The sequence below is a fragment of the Enterobacter sp. ECC-219 genome (assembly GCF_043966805.1).
GTDB lineage: Bacteria > Pseudomonadota > Gammaproteobacteria > Enterobacterales > Enterobacteriaceae > Enterobacter > Enterobacter cloacae_N.
In genome coordinates, this window is record NZ_CP143680.1 from 3,061,004 (window position 1) to 3,075,076 (window position 14,073).

General features: G+C 56.8%; 14 protein-coding genes. 9 read left to right on the top strand and 5 right to left on the bottom strand.

The features are described from left to right. The first annotated feature begins 45 nt into the window (after positions 1–45). Both V1603_RS14505 and V1603_RS14510 read left to right on the top strand, forming a co-directional pair. Positions 46–1,641, top strand: coding sequence for an ABC transporter substrate-binding protein (locus V1603_RS14505; RefSeq protein WP_395313989.1), 1,596 nt, complete (start codon positions 46–48; stop codon positions 1,639–1,641). Between the two features lie 135 nt (positions 1,642–1,776). Then, entirely contained in the window at positions 1,777–2,451 is a 675-nt protein-coding gene (locus V1603_RS14510; RefSeq protein WP_302218459.1) for a DUF3313 domain-containing protein, read from the top strand. Between the two features lie 33 nt (positions 2,452–2,484). Here V1603_RS14510 and V1603_RS14515 read toward each other — a convergent pair whose 3' ends face one another. After that, positions 2,485–3,381 carry a DMT family transporter gene (locus V1603_RS14515; protein ID WP_166711120.1) on the bottom strand — a complete coding sequence of 299 codons (897 nt, stop codon included), beginning with the start codon at positions 3,379–3,381 and terminating at the stop codon, positions 2,485–2,487. A 174-nt stretch (positions 3,382–3,555) separates the two neighbouring features. On the opposite strand from V1603_RS14515, the gene V1603_RS14520 reads away from it, so the two are divergent. Continuing rightward, a complete protein-coding gene (locus V1603_RS14520; protein WP_395312827.1) occupies positions 3,556–4,428 on the top strand; it encodes a helix-turn-helix transcriptional regulator in 873 nt (290 codons plus the stop codon). Here V1603_RS14520 and V1603_RS14525 read toward each other — a convergent pair. Continuing rightward, the gene (locus tag V1603_RS14525) at positions 4,408–5,655 is read right to left on the bottom strand and encodes a benzoate/H(+) symporter BenE family transporter (protein ID WP_395312828.1); all 1,248 of its coding nucleotides are present in this window, start codon (positions 5,653–5,655) and stop codon (positions 4,408–4,410) included. The two genes, V1603_RS14520 and V1603_RS14525, sit on opposite strands and share 21 nt — an antisense overlap. An 11-nt stretch (positions 5,656–5,666) precedes the next feature. Between V1603_RS14525 and V1603_RS14530 the strand changes: the two genes are divergently transcribed. Both V1603_RS14530 and V1603_RS14535 read left to right on the top strand, forming a co-directional pair. Then, complete coding sequence (locus tag V1603_RS14530; RefSeq protein WP_395312829.1) at positions 5,667–6,194, top strand: helix-turn-helix domain-containing protein; 528 nt, start codon at positions 5,667–5,669, stop codon at positions 6,192–6,194. 80 nt (positions 6,195–6,274) lie between these two features. Beyond that, the gene (locus V1603_RS14535; RefSeq protein ID WP_116339960.1) at positions 6,275–8,239 is read left to right on the top strand and encodes a U32 family peptidase; all 1,965 of its coding nucleotides are present in this window, start codon (positions 6,275–6,277) and stop codon (positions 8,237–8,239) included. On the opposite strand, the gene V1603_RS14540 is transcribed toward V1603_RS14535, so the two are convergent. Beyond that, on the bottom strand, positions 8,240–8,470 hold the full coding sequence (locus V1603_RS14540) for a DUF2554 family protein (protein WP_116341124.1): 231 nt from the start codon (positions 8,468–8,470) through the stop codon (positions 8,240–8,242). Between the two features lie 243 nt (positions 8,471–8,713). Here V1603_RS14540 and V1603_RS14545 point away from each other — a divergent pair, with 243 nt between their 5' ends. After that, positions 8,714–9,076 carry a hypothetical protein gene (locus V1603_RS14545; RefSeq protein ID WP_163329345.1) on the top strand — a complete coding sequence of 121 codons (363 nt, stop codon included), beginning with the start codon at positions 8,714–8,716 and terminating at the stop codon, positions 9,074–9,076. Between the two features lie 173 nt (positions 9,077–9,249). Here V1603_RS14545 and V1603_RS14550 read toward each other — a convergent pair whose 3' ends face one another. Continuing rightward, positions 9,250–9,786: a dihydrofolate reductase family protein gene (locus tag V1603_RS14550; protein ID WP_166711128.1), complete on the bottom strand. Its 537-nt coding sequence runs from the start codon at positions 9,784–9,786 to the stop codon at positions 9,250–9,252. 41 nt (positions 9,787–9,827) lie between these two features. After that, entirely contained in the window at positions 9,828–10,835 is a 1,008-nt protein-coding gene (ftrA, locus tag V1603_RS14555; RefSeq protein ID WP_395312830.1) for a transcriptional regulator FtrA, read from the bottom strand. Positions 10,836–10,908: 73 nt separating this feature from the next. Here ftrA and V1603_RS14560 point away from each other — a divergent pair, with 73 nt between their 5' ends. From V1603_RS14560 to urtA, 3 genes are all read left to right on the top strand, one after another. Next, positions 10,909–11,322: a rhodanese-like domain-containing protein gene (locus V1603_RS14560; RefSeq protein WP_163329350.1), complete on the top strand. Its 414-nt coding sequence runs from the start codon at positions 10,909–10,911 to the stop codon at positions 11,320–11,322. A 156-nt stretch (positions 11,323–11,478) separates the two neighbouring features. Continuing rightward, on the top strand, positions 11,479–12,582 hold the full coding sequence (locus V1603_RS14565) for a cobalamin-independent methionine synthase II family protein (protein ID WP_166711134.1): 1,104 nt from the start codon (positions 11,479–11,481) through the stop codon (positions 12,580–12,582). 201 nt (positions 12,583–12,783) lie between these two features. After that, positions 12,784–14,055 carry an urea ABC transporter substrate-binding protein gene (gene urtA, locus V1603_RS14570; protein WP_116339951.1) on the top strand — a complete coding sequence of 424 codons (1,272 nt, stop codon included), beginning with the start codon at positions 12,784–12,786 and terminating at the stop codon, positions 14,053–14,055. Positions 14,056–14,073: the final 18 nt, after the last annotated feature.

A 14,073-nucleotide genomic window follows, 5' to 3' on the forward strand; every position in this document is an offset into this window, starting at 1 on the left:
CAAAAGAATTAATTAGCCGTCGAATTAAAAAGACAGGAATAAATGATGACAAGCAAACGCACAATGTTAACGCTGGCACTCGCTGCGCTCACGGTCAGTTCTACCGTAGCCGCGAAAACGCTGGTGTATTGCTCCGAAGGGTCACCGGAAAACTTTAATCCTCAGTTATACACCTCGGGCACCAGCGTGGACGCCAGCGCCGTGCCGGTCTATAACCGGCTGGTCGATTTCAAACCCGGCACCACGGAGTTGGTGCCGAGCCTGGCTGAGCGCTGGGAGGTGAGCGACGACGGCAAGGTTTACACCTTCCATCTGCGTCAGGGCGTGAAGTTCCAGAGCAATAAATTCTTCACGCCGACCCGTGACTTTAACGCCGATGACGTGATCTTCTCGTTTATGCGCCAGAAGGACGTGAATCATCCGTATCACAATGTCTCTAACGGCAGCTATTCCAACTTCGAAAGCCTGGAGTTTGGTAGTCTGATTACCGCCATTGATAAAGTTGATGACCATACCGTTCGCTTTACCCTGGCACACCCGGAAGCGCCGTTTGTCGCCGACCTGGCATGGTATTTTGCCTCGATCCTCTCCGCGGAATATGCCGATGCGATGCTGAAAGCGGGCACGCCGGAGAAGGTGGATATGCAGCCGATCGGCACCGGGCCGTTTAAGCTGGCGCAGTATCAGAAGGATTCCCGCATTCTGTTCACGGCATTTGCCGACTACTGGCAGGGAAAATCGAAGCTGGACAGGCTGGTCTTCACCATCACCCCGGATCCCTCCATGCGTTTTGCCAAAATTGAGAAAAACGAATGTCAGGTGATGCCGTTCCCGAACCCGGCGGACCTGCCGCGCATGAAGGCGAACAAAGAAATCAACCTGATGAGCAAGGCCGGGCTGAACACCGGTTTCCTGGCGTTTAATACCCAAAAGCCACCGCTGGATAACGTGAAGGTTCGCCAGGCGCTGGCGATGGCGATCAATAAACCGGCCATCATTGACGCGGTATTCCACGGCACCGGAACCGCCGCGAAAAACCTGCTGCCGCCGGGCGTCTGGAGCGCTGACAGCGAACTGAAGGATTACGCTTACGATCCTGAAAAAGCGAAAGCGTTGCTGAAAGAGGCCGGCCTGGCCAGCGGCATGAGCATCGACCTGTGGGCAATGCCCGTCCAGCGGCCCTATAACCCGAACGCCAGACGGATGGCGGAGATGATTCAGGCCGACTGGGCGAAGGTGGGGGTGCAGACCAAAATTGTCACCTACGAATGGGGCGAATATCTCAAGCGCGTGAAGGGCGGTGAACATCAGGCCGCGCTGATGGGCTGGACGACCGCAACGGGCGACCCGGATAACTTCTTTGGTCCGCTCTTTACCTGCACCTCGGCAAACGGCGGTTCGAATTCGGCGAAGTGGTGCTACAAGCCGTTTGATAAGATCATCGCCGAGGCAAAATCGATAACCGATCGCGATAAACGCGTGGCGCTGTACAAAGAGGCGCAGCAAATCATGCATGACCAGATGCCGGCGGTCATGATTGCGCATTCAACGATCTTCGAACCGGTGCGCAAAGAGGTGACAGGCTACGAAATCGATCCGTTTGGCAAGCATTTATTCTGGCAGGTGGATATAAATCAGTAATTTTTCACTGCCCGGTACGCTGCCGGGCACTCTTTTCGCAATTTGTGCTGTCCGCATCATTTTTTGTCACAACAAACCCACCAGACTTTTGCTATAACTTCAAATGCATACTTGCAGATAACATGGAAAACTATCATGCGTCCTCAAACTTTTTTTAAAGTTGCAGTGCTTACGGGTCTGTTGGCACTGGCGGGCTGTTCTTCAAAAGTCGCCGCGCCAGAACAATATTCAGGCTTTTTAAAAGATTACTCCGGCCTGCAGCAGACGACCTCTGCGACGGGTAAACCCACGCTGCGTTGGGTCGATCCTTCCTACAACGAAGCCAATTACGACAGTATTATCTGGACGCCGATTACCTATTATCCTGCGCCTAAGCCAACCACGCAGATTGGTAAAAGAACGCTTGATGAGCTGTTGAATTACACCAATAACAAAATGAAAACGGCGATTGGTACCCGTAAGCCGATTGTGAGCACGCCGGGTAAACACAGCCTGATTTTCCGCGGTGCAATCACCGGGGTGAGTTCGCAGAAAGAGGGTCTGCAGTTCTATGAAGTGGTGCCGGTCGCGCTGGTGGTTGCGGGGACGCAGATGGCAACCGGCCATCGCACCATGGATACGCATCTCTTCTTTGAAGGTGAGCTGATCGATGCGGCCACCAACAAACCGGTGATGAAGGTGGTTCGTAAAGGCGAAGGTAAAGAGCTGACCAACGAAAGTACGCCAATGACCTTTGCCACGCTGAAGCAGGTTGTTGATGACATGGCGACGGATGCCACCATGTTCGACGTGCATAAAACAGCGAAATAACGGTAAGCGGCCTGCAGTTTGCAGGCCGTTTTTTTATGCTGTCCGCAAGCGCCTGAACCAGGTCTCTGGTTTTGTGAACATCACCATATTCCCGCCCAGAATCAGCAGTAACCCGACGATACCGTTAATGTGCCAGACGTAGCCTTCATACACCGTTGAGATGGAGAGCGCCACCAGCGGGAAGAGCAGCGTACTGTAAGCCGCTTTACCGGGGCCGATACGTCCCACCAGCGTGAAGTAGGCGCCAAAGGCTATCACCGAGCCGAACAGGGCCAGATAGAGCAGCGCGCCCATGTAGGTGACCGTCCATTCCGGGGTAAAACTGTCGCCTCTGCAAAGCGCAATGCCGCCCATCACCAGCGTGCCGTAAAGCATCGCCCAGGCGTTGGTGGTCATGGTTTCCAGACCTCTGCGCTGATGGCGCATGCTGATCATATTGCCCAGCGAGAACCCATACGTGCCGAGGGCGGAAAGGCCAATGCCCGTCAGAAGCGATACGCTCCAGCCGCTGGCCAGCAGGTCGTCCCAGAAAAGGGTCACGATCCCCACAAGACCCAGCGCCGCCGCCGTCCAGAAACGCGCGGGCGGGCGCTGTCCGAAGAAAATAAAACAGTTAATGGCGTTGTAGAGCACCGCCATGGAGAAGATCACCGATTCCAGCCCGGTGTTGATGTGCGCGGCCGCGGTATAGAAGCACCAGAAGTTAAAGCAGAAGACGCAGCATCCCTGAAGCATGCAGAACAGGTGATCCCGCAGGGCCAGCTTGCGCAGACGGCGCAGGGCAAGTAACACCACCATCATTGTGGCGCTGGCCACCGCGAAGCGCCAGAAAATTGACACCGGGGCCGCCACGGGACCCTGCTGCAGGAAAATGGCAATCCAGGTGGTTCCCCAGATGATCACCACCAGTCCGTATAATAATGCGTTCATATTTTTTCTCTTCTCAAACCACGGAAGCCCGCAGTATGGCGCGGAGAGCGACAGGGGACTTTCACCGGCTTGCGGTAGACTTGCAAAATCTTGCGCTTTTTTCTTTTCCGGGGGCTGGCAACGGGGGACAACAGTTCTTAGACTGACAGTTCACTCAATAACGCGCTAACGGTTATGTCTAACGCTTACGATACCTTTGAAACGCTACGCCAGCAGAATGCGGTCCTGCGGGAAACCGTTTCTCTGAATTCCGGCATTCAGCTGGCGGCGTGGTACAACAAGCGCGATACGATAACGGTTAAAAGCAACCATCACACCCTCAGTCTGTACGTCGCCGACGGTTACGAGAGCTATCAAAAGACGCCGGGCGGCTGGAAGAACGGCGGGGGACCGGATCGTTTCTGTTTAATGCCGAAAGAGAGTGAATCGACGTGGGATATCCGCGACGATCTGTCTTTTGTCCATCTCTACTGCACCGACGAACACCTGCGCGATGTGGGCGAAAAAATCTGGGACAAGCGGCCGCTGTCGCTGACGCTGGACGAGCGCATTTTTGGCAGCGACCCGAAGATCACCGCGCTGTACCGCCAGTTTCTTCTCGGCTGCGACTGGCAGCAGCAGGCCAATCAGCTCACCCTGAGTACGGCCTCCACGCTGCTATTGACCCACCTGCTGCAAAACTACGCTAACGTTCAGTGGAAGCTGCCGGTCGTTACCGGCGGGTTATCGCCGTTTGTTCTGCGCAACGTGCTGGCTTTCATTGAAGAAAACCTCGGGCAGCCCCTGACGCTGGCTGAGCTCGCGGCGCAGGCTGCCCTCAGCGAATACCATTTTGCCCGCATGTTCCGCCAGTCGACGGGGCTGGCGCCGCATCAGTACGTCATGCAAAGGCGCATGGAAAAAGCGAAAAACCTGGTACAGCATACCTCGACGCCGCTCACGGATATCGCGCTGGCCTGCGGGTTTAACTCCGCCAGCCACTTCAGTAACCGTTTCCGTAGCGTCATGGGCATCACGCCGTCTCAGCTACGCGCGGCGAGCGCGTGAGAACAGGGCGTAGCACACCCCACCCAGCACCAGCCCCCAGAATGCCGAACCGATGCCGAGGATCGTAACGCCGCTCGCGGTCATCAAAAACGTGACGATGGCCGCGTCGCGCTCCGCTTCATGATTCAGCGCCTGATATAAACTTCCGCTAATGGTACCCAGCAGCGCCAGACCGGCAAGGGTCTGGATCCAGCTGAGCGGCAGTGCTGCCATTATCGCGGTGATAGATCCGCCGAACACCCCCGCCAGCAGATAAAACCCGCCAGCCGCGATGGCCGCCAGCCAGCGTTTAGCGGCATCCGGGTGGGCATCCGGGCTTTGACAGATAGCGGCGGTAATGGCGGCTATGCAGATGGAAAAGACGCCGAAGGGGGACAGCAGCAGCGCGAGCCCGCCCGTAAAAATAATGATCGGTGAGACCGCCAGCGGATAGCCGGACGCTTTCATCGTCGCGAAACCGGGCGCATTTTGCGAGGCCATGGTCACCAGAAAGAAAGGCAAACCGATACTTACCAGGCTGGTGAAGGTAAAGGCGGGGGCAATAAACTCAGGCATCACGGGGGAGAGGGTGATTTTATCGGTGACAACGTCACCTCCGGCCCACGCCACGATCCCGCCCACCAGCAGCGTAACGACGATGGCATACCGCGGTGCCAGCGCTTTCGCTACCAGCCACGCCGCAATCATGCTTCCGCACAGCAGAAAGTGCCCGTCCAGATGGGCAAACGCATGCAGCCCAAACTGCAGGAGTACGCCCGCCAGCATGGCGGCCGCAAGCGAATGGGGGATTAGCTTCATCAGACGGGCAAAAAGCCCGGTAACGCCGCAGAGTAAAATGAGCGCGTTGGCGAAGATGAACACGCCGATCGTCTCAGCCAGCGTTACGCCGTGCAGGCTTGTGGCGAGCAGCGCCGCGCCGGGCGTAGACCAGGCGGTCAGCACCGGGGCTTTATACCACCAGGAAAGCGCCAGGGTGCTGACGCCCATTCCTGTCCCCAGCGCGGTCATCCAGCCCGCGATCTGCTGCGCGCTGGCGCCCGCCGCCGCCGCGGCCTGCCAGATAATGGCTGCAGAACTGGCGTAACCGACCAGGACGGCGACAAATCCAGCCAGTGCGGCTGGAACGAGATGAGAGGAAGGGCGCATGGAAACTCCGTTGTGCGTTATAACGTCCGCGATAAGGTAACACTGTGCGTTATAGCGTACAAGTGGTATGCTCATCACCATCAGGAGGGAGCATGGACATTACACAACATCTTGCAGCAACGCTGAAAACGCTGCGCCAGGCCCGCGGCTGGAGTTTGTCGAAGCTGGCGGACGAAACCGGCGTGTCGAAAGCGATGCTCGGGCAAATCGAGCGCAATGAGTCCAGCCCGACGGTGTCGACGCTGTGGAAAATTGCCACTGGGCTGAACGTCCCGTTTTCCGCGTTCATCACGCCCGAGGCGGACAGGCCGGCGGTGTTTGATTCGCAGCAGCAGGCGATGGTGGTTAAACCGCTCTTTCCCTGGGATGAGACGCTCAGGTTCGATCATTTCTCCATCACGCTGGCACCGGGCGCCCTGAGCGAGTCCACGCCGCACGAGGCGGGGGTGATCGAACACGTGGTGGTGATTGACGGCGAGCTGGAGATGAACATCAACGGGGAGTGGCAGACGGTTTATGCCGATTCTGGCGTTCGTTTTGCCGGCGATAAAGCACACGCCTACCGCAACAGCACCGACCGGCCGGTGCATTTTCACTCTCTGATTCATTATCCCCGCTGAGGCTACGCAAAACTGTTTCGCTGTCGCATACTTCTGACTACAATAGCCGCCATTTTGACCATAACGGATAACGACGAAGTATGCGCCTGCAATCCCATCATCTTGAACTTTTAAGCCCGGCCCGCGACGCCGCCATTGCCCGTGAAGCAATCCTTCACGGCGCTGACGCCGTCTACATCGGCGGCCCTGGCTTCGGTGCCCGCCATAACGCCAGCAACAGCCTGAGCGATATCGCCGAGCTGGTGCCGTTCGCCCACCGTTTCGGGGCGAAAGTGTTCGTGACCCTGAACACCATTCTTCATGATGATGAGCTGGAGCCCGCGCAGCGTCTGATTACCGATCTCTACCAGACCGGCGTTGATGCCCTGATCGTTCAGGACATGGGCGTTCTGGAGCTGGATATTCCGCCCATTGAGCTGCACGCCAGTACCCAGTGCGATATCCGTACGGTAGAAAAGGCGAAGTTTCTCTCCGACGTCGGCTTTTCGCAGATTGTTCTGGCGCGCGAGCTGAACCTTAATCAGATCCGCGATATTCACCAGGCGACGGACGCGACGATTGAATTCTTTATCCACGGGGCGCTGTGCGTGGCCTATTCCGGCCAGTGCAACATTTCCCACGCCCAGACCGGCCGCAGCGCCAACCGCGGCGACTGCTCTCAGGCCTGCCGTCTGCCGTATACCCTGAAAGACGATCAGGGCCGCGTCGTGGCGTTCGAAAAACACCTGCTCTCCATGAAGGATAACGATCAGACGGCTAACCTGGGCGCGCTGATCGACGCGGGCGTGCGTTCCTTCAAGATTGAAGGGCGCTACAAAGATATGAGCTACGTAAAGAACATCACCGCGCACTATCGCCAGATGCTCGACGCCATCATTGAAGATCGCGGCGACCTGGCGCGCGCGTCAGCCGGGCGTACCGAGCATTTCTTTGTTCCGTCGACGGACAAAACCTTCCACCGCGGCAGCACGGACTATTTCGTGAATGCCCGTAAAGGGGATATCGGCGCGTTTGACTCACCGAAGTTTATCGGCTTACCCGTTGGTGAAGTGCTGAAAGTGGCGAAAGATCACCTTGACGTTGAAGTGACGGAACCGCTGGCGAACGGTGATGGCCTTAACGTGATGATTAAGCGTGAGGTCGTGGGCTTCCGCGCCAACACGGTCGAGAAAACCGGCGAGAACCGCTACCGCGTATGGCCGAATGAAATGCCTGCCGATCTCTACAAGGCAAGGCCGAACGCGGCGCTTAACCGTAACCTGGATCATAACTGGCAGCAGGCGCTGCTTAAAACCTCCAGCGAGCGTCGCATCGCGGTGGATATTGAGCTGGGCGGCTGGGAAGAGCAGCTGATTCTGACCATGACCTGTGAAGACGGCATCAGCGTGACGCATACGCTCGACGGCCTGTTCGAGGTGGCAAACAACGCGGAAAAAGCGCTTAACAGCCTGAAGGATGGCGTGGCGAAGCTGGGCCAGACAATTTACTACGCGCGCGCGATTGAGGTTAATCTACCGGACGCGCTGTTCGTACCGAACAGCCTGCTTAACCAGTTCCGCCGTGAAACGGCAGAGATGCTGGATGCAGCGCGTCTGGCTCAGTATCCGCGCGGCAGCCGTAAGGCCGAATCTGTTCCTGCGCCCGTGTATCCGGACACCCATCTATCCTTCCTCGCGAACGTTTACAACCATAAAGCGCGTGAATTCTATCATCGTCACGGCGTGCAGCTGATCGACGCGGCCTATGAAGCGCACGAAGAGAAGGGCGATGTGCCGGTGATGATCACCAAGCACTGCCTCCGCTTTGCTTTTAACCTGTGTCCTAAGCAGGCGAAAGGGAATATCAAGAGCTGGAAGGCGACCCCCATGCAGCTGGTTAACGGCGACGAAGTTCTGACCCTGAAGTTTGACTGCCGTCCGTGCGAAATGCACGTTATTGGTAAGATGAAAAACCACATCTTTAAAATGCCGCCGCCGGGCAGCATCGTCGCGTCCGTCAGCCCTGACGATCTGATGAAAACCCTGCCGAAGCGTAAAGGCAGTTAACTACCTTACGTGCGTGTCCGGTTTGCGCGATTTCTGCCACTGGTGGTGTTCGCGCAAACCCTCCGCCGACTCTTCTGCCGCACTGCGTAACTCGTCGCTGTCGGCCTCATGCCGCAGCTGATGTTCAACATTTTTTACCCATACGTATTCATGGCCCTTGTGCCCGGCCATAAGCTGGCCTGAAAACAGAGCACAAATAAGCAGGACGACAGATAACCCTTTTTTTAGCATGGTGTTCACCGCTGAATAACATTGCGGAATAAGCATGCCGATCGTTTCTTCGTGTTATTATTCTTTTATTCAAAGTACGGCAAAGAAAATGTCAAATACTGTAGGATCGGAATTCCTCTTAGGAAATTTCCTAAATATGATTGTGGCGTTGTAAACTACCTGTTCTGGTACTGAAAGAGACGTTTGCTTTAAGGATAATCCTATATAATAGAGGTTCTCTGGCTAAGGAATGGGTCTTAATTAATGAAAAAAATAATCGCGCTTGCGCTCCTTGTGGCGGCCGTAGGGGCTACCGCAGGGTTCCGCTATATCGAGAATGGCGAACCAGAATATATTCAGTCCGCAGAAACCCGCGTTGGTTCCTATTTAACCAGCGACTACGGACGCGTAGCCTGTAATAGCAAAAAAGTAAATGAACAACGCTGGGAATTAGACTGCACGCATCAGTCTGGGGGAAAAACATTCCAGTTCGCAGTGTATCCCTCTGAAAAAGCACCCTATGGTGTCTCGCGATCGTTTTATCTCGAAGCCCTTAACGATGATGCAAAACAGAGCGCTGAGCAGGGTCTGATGCGCTATTTGCAAATCAACACCAGGGCGAGTTAATCGTTAATAAGGCTGTTGAGCTTTCGTTGAGGAAGTCAGTGTTAGTTTGTTCGAGATCCGCTGCCCGACCATGGAGTGTCGGGGACGTAGAGACCAAAATACAAATCTATCCATGCAAGCATTTACCGCCAGAAAATGGCGGTTTTTTTTGCCAACTCGCTTGTGCCATGCCCCTATGATCTCACCTGATAGTGTGACTGTACCAGTCCCGAAGGGAAGCTGCGGCTTGATACCAGGGTTAAATCAATATCCCGGGACAGCGTGCCAAAAAGCGGTTTTCCTGAGCCGAGCAGCACGGGTACGGTAGTGATAACAATATCGGCGACCAGCCCTTCGCGCAGGAAGGACTGTATCACCTGCCCGCCATCGATATAGACGCGATTTACGTTTTGTGCCGCCAGATCGCCGAGAACCTCTTTTGGCGTGCTGCGTGAGAACTGCACTTTGCCCTTCAGCGCCTCGGGCACGGGCGTCCCGGCCAGCTGTCGGGAGAGCACCAGCACGGGCCGGTCATAAGGCCATGCGTCAAAGGTCAGCACCTTTTCGTAGCTACCCCGGCCCATCACGATCCACTCTTTATCGGCGATGAACGCGTCATAGCCATGATCTTCTGTCGGGTCATCGCGCTGCAGCAGCCAGTCGATATCGTCATTTTCTCTGGCGATGTAGCCATCAAGACTGACAGCGATAAAAACGTGTGTGGTGACCATCAGGAGCTCCGTATTCAAACGTAATCGAAAAGACTGACCGTTTAGCGGCCAGCATCAGGGGGCGAAAACTGTTTACGATACTGGGCAGGCGAAAGCGCATACTGCTGGCGAAAATGATGGCGCAGCGTCGAGGCCTGACCGAACCCGGTCTGTTCAGCAATGCTGTCGATGCTCAACCGGCTGCTTTCCAGATAATCTTTCGCTCTCAGCAGGCGTTCATTGATCAGCCAGCGTGCGGGCGTCATCCCCGTCGCCGCCTCGAAGCGGCGCAGGAAGGTGCGCTGGCTCATACCGACCCGACGCGCCAGCGAGTCGAGGCTGTGCGGCTCGATAAGATTCTGGTGCAGATAGTCAAACAGCTGGCCCAGGCGCTGGCTCTCACGCAGCTGCGCCACCGGGCGGCTCAGCTGCTGCGGCTGCGAGCCGTCACGGTGAGGGGGGATCACCAGCCGCCGCGCCACGCTGTTGGCGGTTTCCAAACCGTAATCCCGCCGGACGACGTGCAGACAGAGATCGATCCCTGCCGCGCTGCCCGCAGAGGTCAGGATGTCTCCCTCGTCCTGGTAGAGCACGTCCTCAACCACTTCGATTTCAGGGTTGCAGGCCTTAAGCGCGTCAATATAGCGCCAGTGCGTTGTGGCCTTGCGGCCGTTCAGTAGCCCCGTAGCGGCCAGCACGAACACGCCCGAACAGATGGACAGTAGCTGGCACCCGCGCGCGCTGGCCTGGCGCAATGCCTCGCAGAGCGCGTCCGGAACCGGTGCATCCAGCCCGCGCCAGCCGGGAACCACGATCAGATCTGCCGACGCAAGCAGGCTCAAATCGCCATCAGTAACCATGCGGATCCCGCCGGTCGCCCGCAGTTCTCCGCTATCCACGCTCGCCACCGCAAAACGATACCAGTCATCGCCCAGTTCCGGACGCGGCAGGCCAAAAATCTCCACCGCGACGCCAAACTCGAAGGTACACAGTCCGTCATAAGCCAGCACCACCACCTGCGGGCGGGAAATCTGTCTTAAGTTTGTCATCTTTTTGCTGTTTTCTGGCATAAGCAAGCGCATTCATGAGCTGAATTTGTGGATAGAGTAGTGTTAACACAAACGCCAAAGATGAGGAAGGATCATGAGCTATGTTACTGAATTTCCGGCTGCCGAGCCGCAGGAAGCCGTTACCCATTTTCTGCGTCGCCTGAGCGTCGAAACCGACTGCGCCGACGTGCATCATGCCATCGCCAATAATGAGCAGGACTTTGTGCTGCTGCACGTGGTGGGGAGCCCGGAACAGTTTGCCCGTCGCCATGTGCCGGGGGCACTGCATATGCCCTGGAGCCAGATTACCGCCGAGCGGATGTCCCAATGGCCGGAAGGGACGCTGTTTGTCGTCTACTGCGCGGGGCCCCACTGTAACGGGGCTGACCGAGCCGCGCTGAAGCTGGCGCGTCTCGGGCTACCGGTCAAAATCATGCTTGGCGGCATTACCGGCTGGGAAGATGAGCACTACGCGTTTGCCAGCCTGGCGTCCGTCGCCGCGCTGTGAATATGAATTTTTTTCAATACCCGTGAAATTTTCTCGTTTGCCGGAAGCGGTGACGTATGACATCTTTTTTGGACATTTAGACATCCAGAAGTCTAAATATTCAAATGATGAATTATCACTGCCGGCAATTATCGCCGGCAGACTGAGGAGATTTCCATGCAACGACAGCACGCCCCATACCGCGCCGACGTAGTCGGCAGCTTTTTACGTCCGGATGCCGTTAAACAGGCGCGCCTGAAGTTCGCCAGCGGCGAAATTGATGCCGGACAGCTTCGTGCGGTGGAGGACGAGGCCATTCGCCACGTCGTCGAGCAGCAGTGTGCGTGCGGCCTGCATGTCGTGACCGACGGTGAATTTCGCCGTGCCTGGTGGCACTTCGACTTCTTTGACGGTCTGCAGGGCGTTGAGCGTTACGATTCGCAGCAGGGCATTCAGTTCAACGGAGTACAAACCAAGGCCCACGGCGTGCGCGTGACCGGCAAGCTGGGCTTTGGCGACCACCCGATGCTGGAAGATTTCCGCTATCTGAAAAGCATCAGCGGCAATGCCCAGCCGAAGATGACCATTCCCAGCCCAAGCGTGCTCCATTTCCGCGGCGGGCGCAAAGACATCGACGCGACGGTTTACCCGGATCTGAACGACTATTTCGAGGACCTGGCGACCACCTGGCGCGACGCCATCCGCGCATTCTACGACGCGGGCTGCCGTTACCTGCAGCTGGACGACACCGTCTGGGCCTATCTCTGTTCGGACGATCAGCGCCGTCAGATCCGCGAGCGCGGCGATGATGCCGATGAGCTGGCGCAAATCTATGCCCGCGTGCTGAACAAGGCGCTGGAAGGCAAGCCGGAGGATCTGACCATCGGGCTGCACGTCTGCCGCGGCAACTTCCGTTCCACCTGGATTTCCGAAGGCGGCTACGAGCCGGTGGCGGAAGTGCTGTTCGGAACGGTTAACGTTGACGCCTTTTTCCTCGAATACGATAACGACCGCAGCGGGGATTTCGCGCCGCTGCGCTTCGTTCGTCCGGGCAAGCAGCAGGTGGTGCTGGGGCTGATCACCACGAAAAACGGTGAGCTGGAGAACCCGGAAGGCATCAAGGCGCGTCTGGAAGAGGCAGCGAAGTACGTGGCGAAAGATCAGATTTGCCTCAGCCCGCAGTGCGGTTTTGCCTCGACAGAAGAGGGCAACAGCCTGAGCGAAACCCAGCAGTGGGATAAAGTCCGTCTGGTCACGCAGATTGCCAGCGAAGTCTGGTAAACCTTCCGGCACAGCGCTGCATTATAAAAGTGCAGTGCTGTGCCATTCTGAGTCGTTCTCTTTACATCCTGCACTCTGTTTCCTGCAATAGCGCATTTTTCATTCTGGCATCCTTTTTGCTCCTGCTTCGCTGACACCTTTATTTCCGCGTCCATGCCGTAACGGACGTTTTCGCACAGCGTTCTTTTTCAGGAGTGAAATATGCAGCGTCGTACCTTATTAAAAGCCTTTGCGTTATCCGCGTCCGTCGCGGCGATGGGAATGAGTTTTGGCGTGCAGGCGGCCGATACCATCAAAGTGGGGATCATGCATTCTCTGTCCGGCACGATGGCCATCTCCGAAACCCCGCTGAAAGACGTCGCGCTGATGACCATCGATGAGATCAACGCCAAAGGCGGCGTGCTGGGTAAGAAACTGGAGCCGGTGGTGGTGGATCCGGCCTCGAACTGGCCGCTGTTTGCCGAGAAGGCGCGTCAGCTGTTGAGTCAGGATAAAGTGGCGGTGGTGTTCGGCTGCTGGACGTCGGTTTCGCGCAAATCGGTGCTGCCGGTCTTCGAAGAGCTGAACGGCCTGCTGTTCTATCCGGTGCAGTATGAGGGCGAAGAGATGTCGCCAAACGTCTTCTATACCGGCGCGGCGCCGAATCAGCAAGCCATTCCGGCGGTGGAATACCTGATGAGCGAAGACGGCGGCGGGGCGAAACGCTTCTTCCTGCTGGGCACCGACTACGTTTACCCGCGCACCACCAACAAGATCCTGCGCGCGTTCCTGCATTCGAAAGGGGTGGCGGATAAGGACATCGAAGAGGTTTACACCCCGTTTGGTCATAGCGACTACCAGACCATCGTCGCCAACATCAAGAAATTCTCCGCAGGCGGCAAAACCGCCGTGGTCTCGACCATCAACGGCGATTCCAACGTGCCGTTCTACAAAGAGCTGGCTAACCAGGGGCTGAAGGCGACCGATGTCCCGGTGGTGGCGTTCTCCGTAGGCGAAGAAGAGCTGCGCGGGATCGACACCAAACCGCTGGTCGGTAACCTCGCGGCGTGGAACTACTTTGAATCCGTGGATAACCCGACCAACCAGGCCTTCGTCGCGGATTACAAAGCCTATGCCAAAGCGCACAAGCTGCCGAACGCCGATACCGTGGTGACCAACGACCCGATGGAAGCTACTTACGTGGGGATTCATATGTGGGCGCAGGCGGTGGAAAAAGCAGGCACCACCGACGTGGATAAGGTGCGTGCGGCGATGGCCGGTCAGTCGTTTAAGGCGCCTTCAGGCTTTACGCTCACCATGGATGCCACCAACCATCATCTGCATAAGCCGGTCATGATCGGTGAAATCGAAGGCAACGGCCAGTTCAACGTGGTCTGGCAGACGGAGCAGCCGGTACGCGCCCAGCCGTGGAGCCCGTTCATCGACGGGAATGACAAAAAGCCCGACCAGCCGATGAAAACCGCCAGCAACTAAGCCATCACCGCAGGGAGA